At 35.6% G+C, this 25,453-nt stretch carries 5 protein-coding genes; all 5 read right to left on the minus strand.

Features of this window, described 5'->3' with window-relative positions; translation table 11 throughout:
• Positions 1-3 precede the first annotated feature (3 nt).
• Positions 4-1,197, minus strand: a complete 1,194-nt coding sequence (locus tag ABM34_RS08840) for an MFS transporter (RefSeq protein ID WP_048705103.1) — start codon at positions 1,195-1,197, stop codon at positions 4-6.
• Positions 1,198-1,438: 241 nt separating this feature from the next.
• On the minus strand, positions 1,439-3,052 hold the full coding sequence (locus tag ABM34_RS08845) for a helix-turn-helix domain-containing protein (protein ID WP_048705105.1): 1,614 nt from the start codon (positions 3,050-3,052) through the stop codon (positions 1,439-1,441).
• 497 nt (positions 3,053-3,549) lie between these two features.
• Positions 3,550-14,502, minus strand: coding sequence for a hypothetical protein (locus tag ABM34_RS08850; protein WP_157023283.1), 10,953 nt, complete (start codon positions 14,500-14,502; stop codon positions 3,550-3,552).
• Between the two features lie 39 nt (positions 14,503-14,541).
• Positions 14,542-22,059: a hypothetical protein gene (locus ABM34_RS08855; RefSeq protein ID WP_048705108.1), complete on the minus strand. Its 7,518-nt coding sequence runs from the start codon at positions 22,057-22,059 to the stop codon at positions 14,542-14,544.
• 3,140 nt (positions 22,060-25,199) lie between these two features.
• Positions 25,200-25,343, minus strand: a complete 144-nt coding sequence (locus ABM34_RS13250) for a hypothetical protein (protein ID WP_157023285.1) — start codon at positions 25,341-25,343, stop codon at positions 25,200-25,202.
• Positions 25,344-25,453 lie beyond the last annotated feature (110 nt).

Here is a 25,453-nt window from a genome sequence, read left to right on the forward strand (position 1 = left end):
CCCTCATTTTTCCAATTCTTTAACACCATTTAATGATAACGCAACTACGATCATCGCTGCGGTAATACCGTAAAATAAATTTCCAAAAGATAGCACTGTAACGATAATACTTCCGGCGTATGGACCAATTGCCCGACCAAGCGAGCCCATTATTGTATACAAACTTTGTAAAGAGCCACGATTTTTACTAGTCGACATTTTGTTCAATAGAGCTGGTATGGTTGGGAAAACCATTGACTCTCCAACGGTCAGTATCAACATTGATACGATGAACATCCAGTATTTATTGGCGTTCGGAAGGATTAAGAATGATAATCCCATAATAATTATTCCGACTAAAATTTGATGTTTCAACAATTTAAACATTTTCGACATGATACGATTCATAATTGGTTGAATTAGTAGCAGTGAACCAGCATTAACGGTGAAGACGATACTGTATTCTCGCTTGCTAAATCCCTCGTTCAGCATATAAACGGACATGTTGCTGTCCCACTGGGTGTAGCCCATCCACATGACAAATACGCCTAAACTGATGATGATCAGGTTGGTCAAATAACGACGCCCACCAATGATTTCCTTGGGATCGGCAGTTTCTGCACTGACATGATACTCATGAGTCTTTTCGGCCTCTTCGTTTGTAGCATCAAGCAAGTTTGCCTTGAAAAAGACAATTAAGATGCACAATACGAATAGGATAACTGGTATAAAGAAAGTGAGAAAAACACTGTACTCAAAAATGAATCCAACAGCGGTTGACCCAATGGCAATTCCCATGTTAGCTGCTAAATACATGTTATTGAATAAGACTCGGCTGTCACCAACTGTTTGTTCTGCCACAAAAGCAGTATAAGCATTGATTGCAGTATAGGAAATTCCCATTCCAAATCCCAACATCACTAGCATGAACAAGTAGCTTGGCCAAATATGATGCACTGTCATCCCTAACAATGAAATGACGGCGATTATATAACCAATCTGCAAGGTCCACTTCTTCGAGATTTTATCAAACAGTACTCCCCCAAGGGCATTTCCTAACATCATAAATCCGGAATACACCATAAGTGAGAACCCAGCAGTAGTCAAAGGTTGGTTTAAATTTTTATTAATAAAGATCATATTAACAGGCAGTATAAACCCCATAACCATATTAAATGTAATATTTAATATCAATAACCATAATTTTTGTGATCGCATTTTTTCACTTCCTTACATAATTTTGTCAAAAAAAAATACCGTGGTAGTTAAACCATGGTATTTCTTTGGTAGTACTCATATGAGTAAACAGCTAAGAAGGTTCACACAACTTGCCGTAAGTATCGCTCACAATTTTCCGGTGAGTGTTGCTTGATACCCTACCTTCGAATGTCATCCTAAATCGATGACTCTCGACTCATCGCATACAGTACATACTAAGCTATTTACGTCCAAACTTCAACTAAATTGTTGTAGTTCCGGCAACTTTTTCATCTGTCCAAATCTTATAGATCAAGTTGAGCAATCCACCCATTTGACCATCGACCCCGTTGTACATCCAACGGTAAATACATACGTCGTCTTTCATTTCTTCAGCTGGAAGGTTGCTGCTATTAGCTGTAACTACAATATCCGCATCTTTGGAATCACTAACGATACTTACATATGGTAAGGCTTCAAGAGTGATTGCCAAGTCAGAATATACTAAGAAGAATGATTCAAGTTCAAGGTAAACGTGAACTTGGATATTTTCGTTATATAGTGAGAAGAAACGGTATGCAATTGCATAAAGTGCATCTGAGATAAGTTTTGACTTACCTTTCAATGAACTATATTTGTCACGTCTCATCAAGTGTTGAACTGTTGAGCCGACCTTGCTCTTCAAGTTTTCATCAGTCAAACTACTCATCGCATCCCCAAAGCCTGAGAACAAGTTAAGGATTTCGATGAAGTTTTGATCCAATGCTAAAACACCAATGATACAAGTAGTTAAGTTGTACTTGTAACGCATGAATTCCTTGTGTGACAAGGCAAAATCAGACACAGTTTGCTCAACATCATATGGAATAAGATCCAAGAAATCATCAATAAAGTTGGCGAAAAGTGGATTATATTTCACAAGTTGTCTTGAGACTGTTTGTAGGTACTCTTCTGATACTTCGAATGTTGTAGGCACGCACATTAGCAAAATATAAAAGTCAGCTGATTGGAACATTTGCTCTTCATAGCTGATTGAGCTCATGGCACGTCTTAATTCTTTAACATCGTCAGAGTTGTTATTTGAATCATCAAATAACGCACTTGCCCCTTCAAAAATATTAGGGAAAGGATAATTGATAACACTTAGTGCTTCAATATTTTGCATATGATTGCCGCCCAGAATACGGTAAGCATGTGCCATAACAACATAAGCATAAAACAATTTTGTAATTGTATTAATTGGTTGTAAACGATATTTCTCTAAAGCAATATCAACAACCTTAAATTCTGTGTTCTTTGAGAATAGTTCAAATGGCCATACGTATCCCCGAGTTGCATTCCAGTACAATGCAGCCACAGCCAAACGAATTGCTTCCTCATTTCCCACAAAGCGCATTGGTTCATAGGCAATTCTAACGCCGAAACGTTTGAGATATCCTCTAACAGGTTTCAAGTGACGCAAAACAGTAGCTTTACTACTATTCAAGTCAGTATAGAACTGTCTGAATGAGCTCTCGTTGCCCTTCACAATGGCATCCAAAAAACGATAACCATCTGATCTAGTTGTTAAAAATGCGTGGTAACCGTCTCTTGTAACGGCAAACATTTCTTCGATCGTATAATCATCTTTTTTGAGAATTTCTTTGAAGTCGTCTTGAATACCTAAAAAGGTATTATAGACACTTCCGTAACTCTTGTTCATTTGATATGCAGCTTTTCTCAAGTTGATATCTTTAACTTTAATGTCTCTGTTTCTATAAGTACCAATCAAATCAGCACTAGCCAATTGGTTCGTACGAATTAGTTTAATTTTATTGAATAACTGAATCTTTTCTACCTCAGATTTAGACAAGAATAAATCAGTAAAACTATCCAATAGTATCACCTCCCGAGTCATATAGATTATATCACGGTATTATTTTTTTACTAAATTGATGTGAAAAAAAATCATAATCTAATTAATCTCAGATACAATTCTCGATACTATTTTTCATAAATTTTCACAAAACTGGACCCTAGGAATACTATGATGTAGGTATTTGCACCAATTTTCAAACCGGCTTACATTTGTGATTTTCCTTATCCAATCCAAATATTACATTTTTATGACAAAAAAATAACCACCCGCTTAGGGGTGGTTATTTTGTTCGGTTCATAAACATTTCGCATAATATCAATGAGTATTGAAAACTTGTATGCGACTAAATTCGTGATTCATAGTATCAATTTTTTATGTTATTGAGACATTTTACGAATCAGATACTTACGTATCCGCTGGGTTTGAATCTAGGAAGGCTTCCACACCGATCACTAAATTCAATCCGTAAACATGAGTATAACTTGTGAGTGGTTTTCTTCCACAATAACGATTTTCTAGTCTAAGACTAGTGGATCGTTATGTACCCAGAATCCTACTGATGGTATTCCACGAATTCCGTAGCCAGGTTCTGGTACCTCGCCGGGAGTTCCTGGTGTACCTGGAGTTCCTGGTACTACTGCACCAGGTGTTCCAGCCATACCACCTAACATACCAATCAATCCTACTGGTAATAAGATGAGTCCACCTAAGATTAATCCGAATCCTGGAATTACTAAGCCTAAGCCGAGTAGTTGTAATCCAAGGTTAAATACCAATGGAATTACGCTCAACAAGAACAATGGTAATGTCAAAAGACTAATTAATAATGGTAATAACATCAATCCAAGTAGTGGAATTGCGATAGCTAACTTCAATAGCAATGGCAAGATTACATGATTGAGTAACATCAATCCAAGAGCGATTAACGGACGAACCAACACGTTCAAGAATAGTAATGGTACTAACAATGGTAGTAATGCGTTACCTAATGCTAACAAGCCTACTAATGGCAAAGCGATTAGATGTGCTAACAAGTTATTCAATAGCATCAATGGTGTTAATGCTAAGAATGTCAATCCATTGGCTAACAATGGTAAGCCGAGTACTAATAGAGGTTTGATTAGGATCTTTAGAGGGAGGATTGCTAAGTCAAATAAGTCTTTGAGTACTCCAGGCAATGCCAAGAGGATAGCTAATGTGTCGCCTAATAATCTCAATCCTTTGACCAAATTACGCAATACAACGATAGGTAAGATGATCAAGGCTGGAATGTTAGCGATAGCTAACATGATGCCAAGGTTGATCAAGATAGGCAATATCGCCTTATCGATTGGTAACGTGATCAAGGTTAGGAGACCTAAGTTTAATAAGAACAATGGTAATGTGAGAAGTCCTGAAATTAATGGCAATGCCAACAATCCTAAGATGTTCAATCCTGTATGAATAATTGGGAACAATAATGCTGCCAACAATAGAGGAAGAGCCAACTTAATTAGATCATTCAAGACCTTCAAGAATGCGATTGGTGTTCCTACCAATCCAAGTGCCAATGCCAATGGTAATAACAATGGTAGTAATGGCCAGAACAATGGGTTAAGCATTGTTAACAATGTTAATAATCCAAGTGCTGGAATTGCTAATGCATTGAATAAATCAATTGGCAATGAGAACAATGGTCCGAGGATATCTTTCAAGATGTCAGCCAACTTGAATGGTATCAACATACCTAATGCTGCTTGTAATGGCAAAATCAATGGTAGTAATGGCCATAAGATTGGGTTAAGTAATGCAATCAATGCACTTAGACCAAGAAGTAATGGTAATCCAAGTAATCCGAGTAGATCGAATGGTAACTTAATCAATCCGTTCAAGGCACCTAATACTAATGGTATTAAGTTACCTAACAATAGTGCTAATGGTAATGCTAATAATGCATTTCCGATGAACTTCAATGGCAATAATAATAGATCTGCCAAAAGCTTAATTGGTAAGTTGCCAAGCAATGCCAATAGAGGTAACAACAATGTTAATCCAATTGGTAAGCTCAATAACATCATTGCTAATGTTATTAATGGCAATGTTACTAAGAAGTTGATCAATCCTGCTAACAATGGAAGACCTAACAACAATAGTGGTAAGCCAACAAATGTTCTCAATAGATTGTTCAAAAGCTTGAATGGAAGAGTTAATAACTCTAATCCAAGTAGTGCCCAGAAGGCAACTCTTCTCAAGATATTGAGTAATGGTAAGTTGAACCATAGTGGCATTGTCAATAAGACTAATGCTAATGGGATCAAGTTTCTCAATAACTTCAATCCGGCTCTTAATAAGTTCAATGGTAATAATGCTAGGAATGTCAATGCTTGTGCAAGCAATGGCAAGACTAGATGTAATACATTTCCGAGTAATACGTTACCTACTAACTTCAATAGGAACAATGGGATAAATCCTAACAAGTCTAACAATGGTAATCCAAGAAGACCAAGGCCATCTAAGACTAAGTTTGAAATAGGATATGCTAGTAATCCTGCAAGTGCGCCCCATAGAAGTGGTGCAATTAAGTTTCTCAAGGTATCAAGTAAGAGTGGAAGTCCAAGCAATTGTGTTAATAACAACAATGGAAGAGCTAACAATCTTACACCAGGAATCAATGTACCTAACAATGCTAATAAGTTTAGCAATGGAAGTCCAAGTAATCCAAGGATATCAAGTGGTAAGCCACCTAAGAAACCTCTCAACAATGGTGTCAAGATAGCGGCTGCGATTGCTGGAATTAAGCTTGTTAATAAGTTCAACAAGATTAATCCAGGAACTAAGAGCAATTTAGCTAATAATTTAGTATTAAATGTTCTTAGAGCTGCAAGAGCTGGTACTAAGATCCAGTTAATAGGATTCAAGAATTGCAATGGTCCAAAGATTGGTAACAACAATAAGTTAGTTAATCCTGCTACTAATAATGGAAGAATTGTATTTCTCAATAAGTCACGTAAGAACTTGAGTGGCATGAGTAATAGATTTAATAATGATAATCCGTTAATCAATGCTGGTATCAAGAACAAACCATCGATTAACAAGTTAAGGAATGGAATGAATCCTGGTAATGCAAGAAGTCCTAACAAGACGAATCTGTTGAATGTCTTAATTAGATCAAGTAACAATCTCAATGCATTTGCCAATACGATAACTGGGTTGAGTAACAATCCAATTAATACTGGTAAGAAGTTTGCTACTAATGCTGATAATCCGTTTGCGATTAAGAATGGTAATACACCCTTAGCAATTGGGAATACCAACAATGTTAATAATGCTAAGTTCAATAGGAATAATGGCAATGTTAGAAGTCCACTTAATAGTGGTAATAACAATAGTCCAAGTACTCCATTTAATAGGTTCAATAGTGGCAATGCAAGCAATGTTACTAGTGGTCCTATTAATAATGTTAATGGTGATAGAATTCCGGCCAAGATTGCTAATGGAACAGAAATCAAGATGTTTCCAAGAATCAATAATGGTAAGAGTAATAAGTCAGCCAATAACTTGAGTGGCAAGATTGATAATGCTGCAAGCAATGGTAATAACAATGTTAATAAGATTGGTAATGATAATAACATGTTAATCAATGCGATAACTGGAAGTGTCAACAAGAATTCTGCAAGACCAGCTAATAATGGAAGAGCTAATCCCAACAATGGTAATCCAAGCAAACCAAGGATATTGTTGAATGCTTTAAGCAATGTTAATAACAATGCTGGAAGGATCAATAATCTTCTCAATAAGTTGAGTGCTGGTAGTCCAAGCCATAGTGGCAATGTCAATAATGCTAATCCGAAGTTCAACAAGTTCAATCCAAGCTTGATAGCTCTTCTGACTAAGTTGAACAATGCTAATCCAATACCTGCTATTAGTTGTGCCAATAATGGTAAGCCGAATAACAACAATGGACGCAAGATAAATGCTTTGTTGAATAGTTTCAATAAGAAGATTGGAAGTGTTGCTAACAATCCGAGCAATGGAAGTAATAGAAGATCAAGAATGTCTTTAATTACGTTTGCTGCAAGATATGTCAACAATCCTGCTAATCCGCCCCATAGAAGTGGAGCAATTAAGTTTCTCAATGTATCTAACAATAATGGTAATAATGCTAGTTGAGTTAGAAGCAATAGAGGCAATCCTAATAATCTGAGACCTGGTGTTAAGGTACCAAGCAAGCCAAGGATATTAAGAAGTGGTAATGCTAATAATCCAAGAAGATCTAATGGCAAGCTACCAAGAATGTTACTCAAGAATCCTAATAGAAGACCATTCAATAATGCAGGAATCAAGCTCAATAATTTATTGTTCAAAAGCTTCAATGGTAACAATAACAATGTTGATAATAATTGAACATTGAATGTTGTCAAAGCTGATAACAATGCCATTCTGAGCCACTTGAATGGGTTCAACAATGAGATTAGACCGAAGAATGGAATTAATGCCAAGAATGTCAAAGCCATAACTACTAATGGAAGAGCTAATTGGTTAAAGATATCAAGGATCCACTTCAATGGTGTTCTCAATAAGTTGAATAGTGCAATCAAGTTCAATAGTAATGGGATTAAGAATAATGCGTCATTCAATAAGTTGATGAATGGAATCAATCCAGGTAATCCTAATAATAAGAATGCACCTAAGTCGATCAATACACCTAAACCTCTTAATAATGAGGCAATCAATCCGAAGATTTGAACAGGAATTGCGAGTAATGGTGATGTTAAACCAAATGCTATTAAGGCATTAATTATAGGCAATGCAAGTTTTGTAATTGGGAATAATAATGCTGCAATGATTGTTCCAATAATCCATGTAGGAAGAATTGCAAGTAATAGTAATGGAATTTGTACTAAGAATAAGTTAATTGCGTTTAATAAGAAGGTGTTAAGAATTGTTAATCCGATTGTCTTCAACAAGTTCAATAATGCTGAAATTACAAGGGTATTAAACATATCTAACAAGATCAATGGCAATGCCAACAAGTAAGGAAGCAATAGTGCAAGGCTTAATAGTTGTAATGGCAATGTGAATAATTGATGCAAACCAGGTATAAGTGTCAATACTAAGTTGATGATGTTCATTCCGAGCAATAGTCCGAATAGAAGTAATCTAATCAAGTTAGGAATTGCTTGTCCAACAAGGTTTGATAGCAATGCTGCAGGAAGTGCTGCAAGTAGTCCAAGACCAAAGTTGAGAAGTCTTCTTAAGAAGTTGAGACCTAACAATAGTGGTAAGGCTAACAATGCTAGTGGAATTAACAATAGTGGCAATAGTAATGGTAGGAATGGTAACAATGTCAACAATCCTAATAACAATGTCAAAATTGGTTCGAGCAACAAGCTCATTAGGAATGGTAGGAATGCCATAGCAATTAATGTATTAGCAAGGGCCATGAGTCCTAATGCAATTGATAATACTAATGGAATTAATGGTAACAACAATGGAAGGATAAATCCTAGCAATGGTGTTAACAATGAGATACCAAACATGTTGGCAACGAAGAATGGCCAAATACCGAATAGCAAGTGACGAATGAATCCATCAACTGTTAATGCACCTGGTAACCAGAATGCAATTGGCATGTATGTCCAATCAAAGATCAATTGGATAATCCAACCAATGACTGGGACAAGTCCCATCCATTGAAGCATCATGAAGATTGGATTTGCAAAGACAATAAATACTGCGAATGCAAGAAGATCATGAATTGCTGGAACCCATTGGGTAGCGAACATGAAGATACCGGCTAAGAACGAACCAATTGAGACAAATCCGAGAGCTAATTGAGCAATGATAATTGGAAGAATCATCAATGGATGTGCAATAGCTGCGGCGATAAAGCCAACACCTAGCAAGAATCCAACGATTGGTAAGTTGAATAGCATGAATAGGATGTCGTAAACCATCATTCTGACGAATCTAAGAACCATAAATGTTACGGCCCATGTTGCGTAGAAGATGACGGAAATCCAAAGTGCGAATACTGCGGGTACATTAATACCAATATTTGCAATAGCTACAACTGCAACAATAGCAGCGGCTACTAAGATAATGAAGATATCAACTAAGAGTACAAATGGAATACCAACTACAACAGCTGGAATAATAAATGCAGTGTTGATAAAGATGAATAGTAACAACCATTTAGCTAATGTCAATGAGATATTAGCAACAAGTGCGGCTGCAAAGTTAAATGCAAATGGTAATACTAATGATCCTAATCTCAATAAGTTAATGAGACCTAGTGATAATAGAGTTGTAATTAATGGTGCAGCAAATGCGAAGATGCTGATACCTTGCATCAAGATGTTCAATGGGTTGAGCCAGTTTACAAACATTCCAATGAAATCAAAGATGATAGCTGGAAGTGTAAAGATTCTGAATGCCCAGAACAATACAGGGTTTTGCATTGCTGTGTAGAACAATTCAATAAATGCCTTGAAGTCACCTATTGGATTGATTAGCCAGTAAGTAAAGATTGGAGCCATGAACCAGAATAGGAATAATCCGGCTGCAATACCAATAATAAATGTCAATAATGCAATTGGAATACCTAATAAGAACAATGGTAAGTTGAGCAATCCTAAGTAAAGGATTGAACCAATAATTGCGACTGGTAGTAATAACAATAGTACTGGAGCAACACCGAGCAATAACATCATACCTGGGATTGCTGAGAATGCGATTGTTACGAAGATGTGTACAAATAGTGCGAAGTTGTTATCAGTAATTAGAGCAGTTCCCCAAAGACCAGCTAACATCCAAATGAGGTCAACGATCAATTGAACAACCCAGCCGACTACTGGGAACAATCCAGCCATTTGTAACATGTACCACATTGGGTTACCTAGAACTAGATACCAGATAAATGAATTGATACCAAATGTTAATGGTAACCAAACGTCAGCTAACATGAATAGTCCTGCAAAGAAGAGAACTAATGATGATTGACCGAGAATTGCAAAGATGTTGGCGAACAAGATTGTAGCAATAGGACTTGTAAGCAACATGGCGATTAAGCCGATTTGTAATAATCCGGCAATTGGTACTAAGGCGATAAGTGTTACCGCAGTATCAATAGCTAACATTAGTGGAATTGTTGTCAATGCAATCATAACGGCACCGACTACGAAGAATGGAACCATGATCCAGAGTGAGAATATGTTTGGAACGTTAATACCAATATTTGCAAAGGCGTTCAAGAATTGAATACCAATACCTGGAATTAATACGAGCCATACATAAGCAATCATAGGTAATGTAACGATGAATGTATTGATAAAGTACAATACTCCAAGACCTATCATTAACCACTTAGCAGCAGTCAATGCGAACCATGCTGGAACAGCTGTAAGGAATCCTAATGTAAGAGTTCTGAATACAGCGATTAATCTTAATGCGTCAATTGCTAACAAGATGTTTAGATCATTTAGTGGAATAGCAATAATTGCAAATATTGCTAAAGCGTGGTTGAAGATATTAATTGGGTTCAACCAATTAATAAGCATACCCATGAATGATCCAACTGTTAGTGGAATTGTTTGGAAACTAAAGATTACGTAGAACAATGGTTGTTCAATAGCTGTGAATAGCATTAATACAAATGCTACAAAGTCAGCAATTGGGTTAACCATTAATTGTAATACTGCAGGTGCTAAGAACCAGATGATTGTTGCTGAAGTAAATACACTGATTAATAGTACTGGAATAGCGATAATCAAATTGAAGATGAATATTGGAAGATTAATTAACAATAAGTTAATTAATGTACCAATAATAGCAACTGGTAATACTAGTAATAAGACTGGTAATACGGAGATTAGCATAAATACTACAGGAATAATTGAGAATGCTAATGTTACGAAAATGTGTACGAACAATGCAAAGTTATTATCTGTAAGTAATGCTGTGCCCCACAATCCAACTAACATCCAGATTAGATCGACAACTAATTGAACGACCCAACCAACGACTGGGAATAATCCAGACATTTGAGTTGCGAACCAGAGTGGTCCACCAAGTAAGAAGTATAGAAGAATCGAATTAATACCAAATGTAAATGGTAGCCATGTGTCAGCTAACATGAACAATGACATGAATAGTAGAACTAATGCAGTTAAGCCAAGTGTTGCAAAAATGTTAGCTGCGATTAAACCATTCAATGGATTTGCTAATGTTGCAAGAATCAAACCGATTTGGAGTAATCCAGTAATTGGAACGATTGCAAGCAATGTCATGATAAAGTCGAGTGACAACATGATTGGAATTAGTCCTAAGGCTAATACGATAGCACCAATTGTGAATAGTGGTTGCATTACCCAAAGTGTAAAGATAGCTGGAACGTTAATACCGATTGTTGCAAAGGCAACTATGAACATAATTGCTGCAGCTGGGATTAAGATGAGCCATACATATGCGATCATTGGTAATGTGACGATGAATGTGTTTATGAAGTAAATAACTCCTAAACCAATCATTAACCACTTAGCAGCTGTTAGAGCAAGCCATGCTGGGAATCCAGCAAACAAGTTAATAGTGAACAATGAAGTAATTCTTAATACATTAATTGCTAACAATGCATTAATAACTGTTAATGGAATTCCGATTAGAGGCAATGCGTTAAGTGCGTGGTACAACCAGTTTAATGGGTTGATCCAGTTAACGAATTGACCAGTAAATGTGAAGAATAATAATGGAACATTAATGTCTTTAAATACGTAGAAGAAGAATGGACTTTCGAGTGCCCAGAAGAATAATAACTGGAAGGCAACGAAATCAGCTAGTGGGTTAACAGCTAATTGTAGTAGTAATGGAGCTAAGAACCAGATGATAGTTCCGACTACGAAGATACCCCAGATAAGAGCTGGTAATGCAATTACTAAATTGAATAGGAAGATTGGCAAGTTAATCAATAGTAAGAAGATGATTGAGCCAATGATACCTACTGGTAAGACTAACAATAGTACTGGAAGTACTGCAGCTAGTAAGAAGATACCAGGAATTGTAGCAAATACTAATGTAACAAAGATGTGTACAAATAGTGTGAAGTTGTTATCTGTGATTAATGCTGTACCCCAAAGGCCTATAAGCATCCAGACAATATCTAGAATAATTTGAACGATCCAACCAATTACAGGAACCAATCCAGCAAAGTGGAGAGTCATTAGTAATGGTGAACCAAGAATTACATAGTAGATAAATGAAACGATGTTAAATGTCCATGGGAGCCAGTTTCCGGCTAACATGAATAATCCTGCTAAGAACAAGACAATTGATGATACACCGAGAATGGCGAAGTTGTTAATTGTTAAGAGTCCCATAATTGGATTTGCTAAGACTAAGTTTAGTAATCCGATTTGGAGTAAACCAACGATTGGTACGAAACCAAGAATGATATCCAATAGATCAACGACAAGCATAATAGGAATGAATGTCAAAGCTGTAAGGATAGCGAAGGTTACCCAGAATGGAACTTCGATCCAGATACTGAAGATGGCTGGTACGTTAATACCTAATGTAGCGAAGGCATTGACACCAACTGTCAAAGTACCTACAACGGCTACAAGCCATACATATCCGATCATTGGTAATGTAACGATAAATGTGTTTCTGAAGATGTTAAATACTAATAACATCATCAACCATTTAGCTACTGTAAGTGCAAGGAATCCAATCAATCCTGCGGCAAAATTAATTGTCAACAATGATGAGAATCTTGCGATATTAATTGTTAATAGAATAGCTAATATTGATACTGGAATTCCGATAAAGGCGAAAGCAATAATTGCTTTGAAAATGTAGCCTAATGGATTGATCCAGTTAAAGAACATTCCAAGGAATGACAAGATTGTTGCAGGAACTGTGATGTATTCGAATGCCCACCAGTAAAGGATTGGGTCTTCAAACATCATCCATAGTAACAATACAAATGCTACAAGGTCGGCAACTGGGTCAACCAATAAGTTCAACAATAATGGAGCGAAGAACCATAGCATAGTAGCAGTTGCTAATACACCAAAGATGAATGATGGAATGATAACTAGCAATGATAATAATCCGATACCACCAAAGAGAATTAGTAGTAGGATACCTGCTTGGATCAATGCTAATGGCAATACTAACAATAGAACTGGAAGTGTTGCTAACAATAGCATGATACCTGTAACAGCAGAGAATGCTAGTGGAATTGCGATGTGGACAAATGTAGCAAAGAAGTTGTCAGTAACAAGAGCTGTGCCCCATAGTCCGATTAACATCCATAGAATATCAGTAATTAATTGAACAATCCAACCGATAACTGGTACTAAACCAGCCATGTTCAATACGAACCACATTGGACTACCCATTACTAGGTATAGAAGGAATGGAATAATGTTGAATGTCCATGGTAACCAGATTTGAGCTAGCATGAAGAGTCCTGCTAATAGAAGAACAATTGATACAAGTCCAAGAGTTGCCATGATGTTAATTCCGATAAGTGTTGCCAATGGATTTGCTAATGCAGCCATGAGCAAACCAAATTGTAAGTTACCAAGGATAAATGGTGCTTCAACCAATGTCATAATGACATCGAGTGTCAAACCAATAACCATAGTGAACAATGCAAGAAGAATTGCACCAGTTGTGAATAGTGGAACCATGATCCAGATATCGAAGATACTAATTACGTTAATACCTAATGTCAAAATGGCAGTTGCAAGAACGATACCTAATGCAGGGATTAAGACAATCCATACATAAGCAATCATTGGTAATGTAACGATAAAGGTATTAATGATGTAAGTTAAGTTTAAGTTGAGTAGGCCTAATTGACCAAGACCTAATGTAATAAATGCTAATAATCCGGCAGCAAAGTTAATTGTTAATAGTGAACTCCACTTGATGAATGTGAGTACTAAGAAGTCAGCAATCAATGTGAGTGGTAATCCAACTAATGCACCGATAGCAATAATGTGGAATAACCAGTTTAGAGGATTGAGCCAGTTAACGAACATTCCAATAAATGAAAGAATAAATAATGGAGTGTTGATGAATTGGAAGAACCAGAATAATACTGGTTGTTCAAGCATCATCCAGAATAACAAGATAAATGTTACGAAATCAGCAATTGGGTTAACACCAATTTGTAAAATAATTGGAGCTAAGAACCATGCCAATACGGCGGATGATAGGATACCAAAGATTACGAATGGGATAAATAGTAATAATCCGATAAGAATCAATGGAAGTAACAATGGTAATAGTATTGGTGCTAATGCCAACATTGATAGGAAGATTATTGGTAAGAATAATAGTGAAAGAATGATGGCTGGTAAGATGATTGCTAATAATGAAAGCAAGATCAAACCTAATGCTGCTAATGCTGCTAATAATGGTGAGAATAGTAACAATAGTGGCAATGCTAACAATGATAAGTCAGCAATTGTATTGAATAGCACTTGTGTTAATACAAATGCAAGTAATCCATGAAGGATAGCTTAGATAATGTTATTAACGATACCAAGGAATGTTAATGGTAATGCCAATAGAGCTAATAGACCTAGTGGAACTGTTAATAAGTTCAAACCAGGAATCAATGCTGTTAACAAACCGTTAAGAATCAATGGAAGTTGTAGCAATTGAATAATGAAGAATACTGGTAAGCCATTAAATAGTAATGTAATTAATCCTCTTAGCAATCCACCAAGAAGTGCTGGCAAGATGCTGAGTAAGAGATTAAGAATAGTTGAAATCAAAGCATTTAATAAAGCAATTGGTAATAATGTTAATAATCCAATTAGCGCACCAATTAAGATGTCTGGTAAGTGTTCAAGAATTTGTGTAGCTACTAATGCGATCAAAGCTGGAATCCAGCCGACAAGACCGAATAGCAAGACACTAAAGAATGGAAGAACAACTAATGCTAATAGGTCAAAGAGTTGGTGAATCAAGTTGTGAATAAGTCTTAATGCGGCAACAAACTTAAGAACTCTTCTCAAAAGATTTAATAGAGGTAGGCCAAGTGTTAGTGGTGTTAATAATAATGTAGCACCTAATGTTAACAATTCAGCGAGTAACTCTAGTCCCCTTCTGATCAAGTTGAATGCTACTAAGGCTAAGTTTGTTAATAGAGCTGCCAATAATGGTAGTCCGAATAACAATAATGGTCTGAGTAAAAATGCATTCAATGCAAGATTCAATAGGAACAATGGTAATGCTAATAATAATTGTAATGGTAACCATAGAAGCAAGTCTAACAAGTCTTTAGCTAAGTTAAGAGCTAATTGTGTAAGAATTGTTCCAACGATTGTCCAGATTAATTGTTTGAGTAAGTTATTTAGAATTCCAAGAATTACTAATGGAAGACCAAGTAATAATGCTAACAATCCTAGTGGAACTGTTAATAAGTTTAATCCAGGAATTAAGGCCGTTAGAAGACCGTTAAGGATCAATGGTAGTAATAGACCTAATGCCAATAGTAAGAATGGTAGTCCACCGAATAATGCTCTGAGGAGGCCGACTAATAATCCGTTCAATACTGCAGGAATAAGACTTGATAACAAGTTATTGATCAAGCTTAGTGGTAATAATACTAAGTTTAATAATAGTGTTGTCAACAATGTGCTAATAGCTGAAAGAATAGCTAAGTTTAGCCATCTTAGAGGGTTCAAGAATGTAATTACACCAAGTAATGGTAGTAAGAACAAGAATGTCAAACCTGCTACAAGCAATGGTAATAATAAGTTATTTAATAGATCCAAGAGAATCTTGAATGGTAATAATAATAATTTAACTAAACTGCTGATCAAGTTGAACAAACCTAATAGGTTCAATGCCAACATGATTAAGTCTAGGAATGGAATCAAGTTTGGTAATAACAATAGTACTAAGGCAATTAGTGGGAATCCAAGACCTAATAGTCCAAGGTTCAATAGTCCTAATGCGCCTAAGGCACCAAGCAATAATGCTAGTGGTAAGCCAAGTGCTAATGCTAAACCTAATCCGTTAATCAACAATGGTATTAATACCAAGTTGTTGAAGGCTTTAAGCAATAATGCAGGAATTCCAAACAAGTTGAACAATGTCAATTGATTGAATAGTACTAATGGAAGTCCTAACAATGACATGATGATGTCTGAAACGATTCCGGCACCGATTGCTAATAATACTGAAATTAATGGTCTGATGAATAACCAGTATGGGATTGATAGTAATAATCCTAATAATGTCAAACCGTTGATGAGCATTGCCAATAACTTAAGTGGCAATAGAATCAAGAAGTTAAGGAATGATAATCCGGCATTCAAAAGATTTAATAGAGCTAGGATTGGGCCGACAAGGGGAACAAGTAATGAGATTGGAGCTAATAGTAAGTTAGCAACACCTGCTAATAATGAAATTCCGGTTGCGACACCAAGTACTAAGTTGATCAATCCAATGATGAATTGAAGAACTAATCTTGCACCTAGTCTGAATAGTCCAATAAAGAATCTGATTAGGTGAACAACGGCTCTAATAGTCCACTTAACAACTGTATTGATGATTAGTTGTGTTACTAATGGCAATAAGAACAAGCCAAGTAGTAATGCACCAACAATCAAGTTGTTAATCAATGTTGTGATCAACCATGCATTGAATCCTAAGAAGGCGTTCAAAGCAAGTAATAATAATGAGTTCAATAATGCTCCACCTAATAAGATTGGTAATGCACCAAGGATAAGAAGTGTGATAGCACCGAGTAACAATAACTTAGCACCTAATTCGATGAACTTATTAAATAACATCAATCCAAGAATGGCGATGAATGTTAATAAGTTGATGAGTAATGATGCAGCTAATGTAACTAACAATGATAGAACTAATGGAATTGCCATGTTCAATAACTTCAATGCTATGAAGTTGAATGTAGTGATTGGCAATAGAAGTAAGAATGCTGGAATACCGACAAGCAATGGTAATAATAAGATTGCGCCGATTTCAACAACAGCTCTAAGAATATCGAAGACATCTTTAAGTAATCTCAATGGAAGAGCAACAAGAGCAACGAATGCTAAAGCCAATCTTCTCAAAAGATTTAATGCTGGAAGGATTGTCCATAGTGGCAATGTCAATAATGTTGCACCGATATTGAATAGATCAAGAGCAATTTGTGCAAAGCCTTTAATGAATGTTAATCCCCAAAGTAATACTGATGTTAATAATTGTGCCAATAATGGTAATCCAAGCCATAGAGCTGGGAAAATCAAGAATTGTGTTGTAAACAATTTTAGAAGGAATAGAAGTGGTGACAATAGGTCGATTAATAATGGAACACCGAACAATGCCAACAAGTCTTTCAATACGTTAGATGCAAGATATGCAGTTACGAATGAAAGTACTCTCCAGATAAGTTTTCCAAGAATATTATTTAATAATCCAAGAAGTACGAGTGGAAGTCCTAAGAATTGTGCTACTAGGGCTGCAGGTACTGTGAATAAGTTCAATCCAGGAATTAATGCTGTCAATAATCCATTAAGGATGATTGGTAGCAAGAACAATGGTGCAAGTAGTAAGAATGGTAGTCCACCAAATAGTGCACGTAACAAACCAACTAAGAATGCAGCGATTGCAGCTGGAATTAAGCTTAGTAGTCCATTCAAGAAGAATACAAATGGCAATGCAATTAACTTAAGAGCTAATTTTGTCAAGAATGTTCCGATTAATGAAATGATTGGTAAGTTGATCCATGTTAATGGGTTAAGGAATGCTAATGGTCCAAATACTGGAGCCAATAGAAGCATTGCAGCAAGCCATACGATGAATGGAGCAACGATGTCAATAAGAGCATCAATCAACATCATCAATGGAAGACCGATGAATAGATTTAATACTGAAAGAACTAATGTAACTAATGGTGCTAAGAAGATTGTGTCCATGATCAAGTTGAAGAATGGAATCAAGCTTGGTAGTGCCAATAATGCTAATGCAACTAATGGCAATCTGATTGCTAATAATAACAATCCGATGATTGCGTTAAGACCTAATGCTGCAAGTGCCAATAAGAATGGTAATGCTAAGGCATTAAGTAGTCCTAATCCGGCTAGTAGTAAAGGTTCTACTAGGAATGTTCCTAATAGGTTCAATAATAGAAGTGGTAGGAATAATAAGTTGAACAATGTCAATTGGTTAAATAATACAAGTGGCAATGTTAGTAATGGAAGTAATAAGTCTGATAGTAATCCTGCACCTAATGCTAAGGCGATTGAAATCAATGGTCTTACAAAGATGTATAGAGGAATTGCTAATAAGTTGAGGCCTAATACGATTAAGTTTAATAATCCTAATAATAATTTAACTGGTAATAGGATTAGTGTGTTTGCGATTGATAATAATGAAATTAGTAATGGTAATAGAGCAAGGACCGGTCCAACAACAGGAATTAATGCTGTTAATGCAGCAGCAATACCTGAAATAAGGGCTGTAATTGCAGAAGCAGCAGCTGCTGCCCCAGCGATTAAGTTCAATAGACCAAGAACAAATGAAAGTACTAATCTAGCACCTAGTTTGAATGCCCCGATGAAGAATCTAAAGATGTGAATCAATGCTCTGATGCTCCACTTAGCAATTGTGTTAATCAAGAATTGTCCTGCAAGTGGTAATGAGAACAATGCAAGTCCAAGACCGGCTAGCATCAAGGCTTTTGCCAATGTTAACAAGTTCCAGATGATCAATCCACCTACTGCGTTAGCAACCAATAGAAGGAAGAAGTTTAGAATTTGTGCGGCAACAATCAATAATGGTAAACCAACAAGGATTGTTCCAGCAGCGATGAGGCTAAGTAATAGTCTCAAACCATTCTTAATGAAGTCATTGAACAATTTACGTCCAAGAAGTGTTAAGAATGTTAGTCCACCTACTAAGTTACTCAACAATAATGATGTTAAGAATCCTAATAACAATGGAACTGAAATATTGAATAATGTTAAGAATAATGTGTTTAACAATGCGATTGGCAATAAACCAAGGAATGTTAAGATTCCAGCTAATGCTGGTAATAATAGTCCATTAAATAATCCGAGACCTAAGTTGAATAAATCAAATAGTCCCTTGATGATTGCTAGTGGCAAGCCAATCAATGATAATGCAAGTGCTAAATCAATAGCTCCATTGAGTAAAGCTTTTGCCAAGTTAGCAAGTAATAAAATGTTGAATGTTGTCAATTGTACTAAGTGGCTGATCAATGAAACAATCAAGAAGTTAAGTACAACTGGAACGATAAAGTCTAATAGAGCTAGTGGGATTGAACCTACTAATGTGTTGAACAATCCAAGACCAACACCTACAAGTGTATTGAAGAATGTAAGTGGAGCTGTTAATAGGATTGAAGCAACGTTGCTCAATACCACTGTGTTCAATAGATCGATAGGTGCAAATAATAGCTTAAGACCAATGTTTAGAGGCAATGCAAGTGCCAATGCAGGCAATGTAATAGGCAATGTTAATAAGATTGGTGCAGCTAATAATGCAGGTAAAATAACTGGTTGTAATAGTAGACCAGCGATTGGAAGTGTTGCTAATGCACCTACAGTTGCAGGTACAGCAAGCAATAAGCCAGGTACTAATAAACCTAAACCGGCAAATGGTAGTAATAATGCAAGTGGAGCTAAACCACCTAATCCACCAGCTAATGGTGCAGCAGCAGCCTTAGCAGCCGTTGCGATTGGTGTTGTAGCAGCATTTCCTTGACTATTTTGTGTATAGTCTTGGTATTCTTTAGAGTTTCTCAAAATTTCGTTGTTAACGATAGGGTCAAATTCACCCTTTGTCATGTTTTTACCTAATGAGTTAAGAACTGAAGGTAATTGTTGTTCATATTTGTTACCGTTTGGAATTACTCGACCGTCGATAGTATAGAAGATCTGTCTTCCATCTGTGCCATTTAAGACATAGTTGAAGATTTGTCCAGATTTATCATTCTTATCTGTCTTAGTTGAGACATCATTCCAAATTGAAGGTACTGATTTAAGCATTTCTGCTTTTTCATCGTCAGAACCCCATGGTGACATCTTGCTGTATGTATCATTTTTGATAGTGTTGTATACAGCTTGGCTATCAGCATTTGTCTTGTTGTCTGTAGGGTTAGTTGTAGTAGTTCCATTGGCTGATGATTGTTTAGCAGCATTCAATAGAGCCGTAGGATTAACCTTAGCGACATCAGGCAATTGGTTGACAGGTGCACCATTGTCAGGTCTATTAAGACCAATAGACGTGTGCTTCAACACTGCAGCTAAAGCATCGGCAGTGTTGGCAGTATTTTCACTGGTTGGACCAGTGTATTTACCGTCTACGTAGTCTTGATAGATTTGTGACTTCTTCAAGGCATTGATGTCGACAGCTTCATTGAGTGCGCCGGGTTCGATATCCTCACCCATTGATCTCAACAATGCTGGCATCTGGCGTTGAAGAACGTCAGTGCTATCAGGCTGAGCTGTTCCATCAATAGTAAAGAACATATCTCTACCAGATGAAAGCAATGTATGGAATTTCCATACTTGGCCTTGTGTGTCATTTTCATTATCGTTTTGATAAATGTAATTCCACATTGTAGGCAAGTCTTTAGTGATTTCATTTACTTCTTCAGAAGTAGCACCTTGGGCTTTATCTTGCACATGTTGATAAATCGCATTGAATTGTGAGTTGTCTTCATATGTATCATCATTATTCGTAGCTTGTTTGTTATCCAAGTCAGAATCTGAAGTTAAGTAGTTATCCAAGGTTGTCTTTGGTGAGACATAACCTTGGTTAGCAATTTCAACGTATCCATCTTGACTTGCTTGTGTTGAAGCAACGTTAGATGTTGTTGAAACTTCTTGTGGTTCAAAAGTACTTTGTGTTGTTTCTGTTTGTGCAGGTACTGCACTTTGATTTTCAGTAGTTGTAGTTTGACTAAGAGCAACTGTTGAACTTGCAACTGGTGTTGTTGTTTGAACAGGTGCCGAAGTCTCACTTTGTGTAGCTGCAACGTTAGCAACATTTGATTCTGTTTGAGTTGTTGCTGATGCTGTATTAGTTGTTTGTGCAGGAGCAGTTGTTGCTGTGCTTGCTGCTGGTGTTGAAGTTGTTGTTTGAGCAGCTGTTGTATTTGCTGTTCCGTTTGTGGCTGAATCTTCAGCTGCAGGATCTGATGTTGCAGTTCCTGTTACTTGAATAGTAGTTCTTGTGTTAATTGCTGATTCAGCTTGTGAGAATGAAGGAGTAACTTGTTGATCATTTTGATTTGATTGTTGTTGTTGAGTTGTTGCTCCATTATTAGAAGCTGTTGTTTGATTTGCTTGTTGTTGAGTTTGGGTCTGAGCAGGCTGACCTTCGGATGATGAAGAACCATCATTTGATGAAGCAGCTTGTGTGGAACCTTGTTGATTATTTGAAGATTGGTTATTTGAAGTTCTTTGTGTTTGATTTGATGGTGCTTGTTTTTGAGGAGCTTTATATTGTGAGTTGATATTGTTGTTATCAATCTTAATTGATTTACCGGCGAAGGTAGCTGATGCTTTGGTATCAGCTTTGACATTCTTTGTTGCAATGGCGAAAACCTCTTGATAGTTTCCACTGCTTGCATCTTTCTTGAAGTTAACTTGTAACTCGTTACCCTTCTTAGAAATGTCATACAACTTGTTGTTGTCTTGAGCAGCAAGCTGTTGGATTTTCTTAGTATCAACGTTCTTACTATTGAACCTGATATTAAGTTTATCGCCCTTCTTAATAACATCATTTGATGACGCCGAGATGTTCATCCTCATAACTGGGATGCCCTTCTTTTGCGTCATTGAAAGTCCAACTATCTTGTTGGGATTTCTCGTTGTTGTCTTTAACGGAACGCTAGGATCAACGTTCTCTGTTTGTTCATTACTGTTGTATGTAGCAGCCTCAACTGCTTCAACAGATGAATAAGCAACGATAGGTAAAATAATGATTACCGTCGAAACCCAAGTCATAATTTTCTTTGTGAGTGAACCTTCGCCAAATAATGTACTCATAATATAAATCTCCCCGAATTGTGTTTGATTATTCCCTAGGAAATATATAAATATATCCATGCAGAATAATGATACAAATATGATATTAGTCCATTAATTTATTTATATCAAGAGTAGATTGTCATTTTATGAAACTTTTTCGACTAAGTTTGTCACGAGTATGTCAATTTTTACGAATTTATCTTTTGATAAATATGATTAAAATTTATCAAACCCCATGGCACCACGGTTTATAGCAGCTTATGTACAGGTTCACTATATAAGTCACTTTTTGATTAATGTCATTTTATGATACAAAAGTTTTTGATTTCAAAATTGCCATGATTATAGTAAGTACTTCCTACATTGTTAGAAATGGATTCTTACTCAACCCTACTACATCGGGCATTCATAGCAGATATTATGTTTTTGAACGCACATTCTAAGGATGCTTACGTGTTAAGCCACCAATAATCATACGAAGACAATAACTGACAGCATACAAATATTGCCCGGAAATAAAACAAATCAGTTTAAGTATATTCTCGTAATCCAAATAGTCTTTGAGCGGTTAAAGTATGACGATTATAAATCAGAGATTCAAGCCTATCCGTTGAACACGACATATATAGAAGAAAAATCAATTTTTAAATGTACCGAGATTCAAATAAAACCAAACACAATAACAGATACAACTTTCTATATTCGTGTTAATAAACCACACAGAAACTTTGACACAAGGCAGTAGATCAATAATCCTACGCAATTTTGTTCGAAATGCTGTATTACCGTGTCTAGATCATACAGATTACCTCAAGGTAGTATTACCTGGAAATTTCTCAAGAACCCACTGTAATCTCCTATTGTCAGCAACTAGTAGATACAGTTAACAATTGAAAGCAAAGCAATGAAGGATTCAGCAACGCGTATAAAAGTTAATTTGATAAACGGACAAGAGCGTACCAAGGAATGGTAGAACTGATTAGTCCAGCGTTGGTTAGTAACTGGCGTGGGTAGATTTAACGATGCTTTTCCGAGCAAATATGCAGCATACGATTCATTAACATTAGTAGTAAATCAAAGGCCTGTAGCTGGAGACGTAGAACTGGTTATTTTAGATACGTAGAATGCACAAAATGCGCACTCAAATAATTAAGAATACAAGTGTTAGATAAATGAGATATTGGTATGTTAAAGAAATAATTAAGCATACGGTCAATAATCAAAAACGAGAAAAAAAAAGATACGATAAGTTAAGCAAAAGTGTAATCTAAATTCCGATTTTTAAAAAAACATAAATCAGTAAATCGTGCACAGCAAAAATTCAGACATTTTCCAAATTGAGAAAACAAAAATCAGCCAAAATTTGAGAGATTGAGAAATAAAATCGTCAATTTAATCAAGAACAAATCAAACTACATTATAGAAGGAAAACTATCGTTGTACTCAATTGCAAAATCAGCAACTCGGCAATGGAAAGTAGCAGAGTAATGATTTACAAAGTGCATAAACTAAACATCATTTAAATGAGGACAATAGGCATCAATAGTATTCGTAATGAACTGACATTTGCAAAATGTAGCAATAACCCGCTAGATAACAGAATTCGTTAAAATTTGATATTAAAACAGAGAATCAAAACCATGATCTGACTTAAATACAATTTAAGTCAGATTTTTCGTTATGCCATAGTTACGCATGGATAAAAACAAGCTAGAATCGGTGTACTAGGGGCATACCTGGAAAAATCTAAAAAAACAAGAAAATGAGTGCATAACGGAATATTCAACCGTTCTATTGTTCGAGTTGAGGCATGCTTGATCAAAAGAACTATGCAGCAACTTAGAATCTCATCTGTAAATATAGAATATTTGAATACATACTTATTATAAATAATCAATTCATGCACATTTGTCCTTTAACAATTAATGATTTTGTTAATGAGGATTTGAAATAAGCTTGATCTTCAAATTAACGTCTTAGATCAATATTATTGATTCTGTGGTGTGATGATTTGATAGTTAATTTATACTTCTAGATGATATACTATTTAAACTAAAACATGAGATCCGAAATGCAGACATTCTTCAAAATGATAATTAGAATATGTTAGTTAAAAGTCATCTCCAATATCTGCTTAATCAATTTCAGCCGTCTTCAATTTCAAAATCAAATGTAGGTTTAGTCTAGTATCTTGTTTTGAAAAGTTAATCATTCACCTGCACATCTTGTAATTATTCATTCAAAATTTCATTCATAAATTTCCAACTATTATCTTGCAGAAAGCAAACAGAATATTCTGTGTTAATTGTCGAGTCATTTCAATGAGATAACTACAAATAATTTCCCGGGAAATATGTTGTAATTTCAAAACTAGCTCGAGCCGATTTCATTCAACTGATTTCAATTTTGGATAACAGTCTTCATTTTATTTTGAACTATTCACTCATGATTTTTTTTCATTCTTGTTTATTGTTTATTATTTATTATTTATTATTTATTGTTCAAGATTATCTTTCTTGATTTATCTTCAATTAATCCTTCATTTTTAAACCGTTTATTTTAACGCTTCTATTTTTTAAATTAATCCGGTTTTTGTATTTTGAAACCTTTTTTTAATTTATTCTTTTCAACTTTCTTATTCTTGTTTTACTTTTTTAAATTTAGTCTATACAAATTTTGTCACAGACCATTGTATATATCTACTATTTTGTTTACTTCGAGTTGATCTCTTTTTTCATTCACCGATTGTGGAATTTATTTTCTTCTTAGTCATTTACACATTTTAAATTCAAATCAAGATTCTGAAGAATTAGTTCTGGTTTCAATTTTTAATAACGTCTATCAATTTCTTCTATACGAACTTATGTTCGTATAAGATCCTCTTTTTTTCTTTTGATATATGCTTTCTATTAACAATTAGTGTATGACTATCTCATTTGATGTCCTGCACGCTCTTAGAACACGTAAAAAAAACGCCAAATACAAAGCTAATCCTTTGGTGTACTTGTGTTTATGCCGCTTTACTTTTGTTCCATTTAGTTCATATTTCATTACTATTTTCATACATATGGTTCATACAGAGTATCTTTGAATGCTTCTAATCTATTTGACTGTTACTTGGTAGCAAGATTATATATTTTGGTAACCTCGTGATTGTTTTACATAATATTTTCTACTTTCATGTATGTTGAAGATCTACTCAAGATGACATCGATGGAGTCAGTCAATTCCATCTTTAGTGTGGTGAGCTTGTCTATGCAGCCGTTCTCTTCTAATTCCATAATTACTTTTCTATATGTCATTTAAGGTCAACAATTTATTCCTTAAGCTGAAGAATGTTTGTTATTGTTATCAATCGGATTTCCTCATACGTGCAAATGTCCATATACTGTCTTCACATTGTGATGATATG

The organism is Companilactobacillus ginsenosidimutans, assembly GCF_001050475.1.
GTDB classification, from domain to species: domain Bacteria; phylum Bacillota; class Bacilli; order Lactobacillales; family Lactobacillaceae; genus Companilactobacillus; species Companilactobacillus ginsenosidimutans.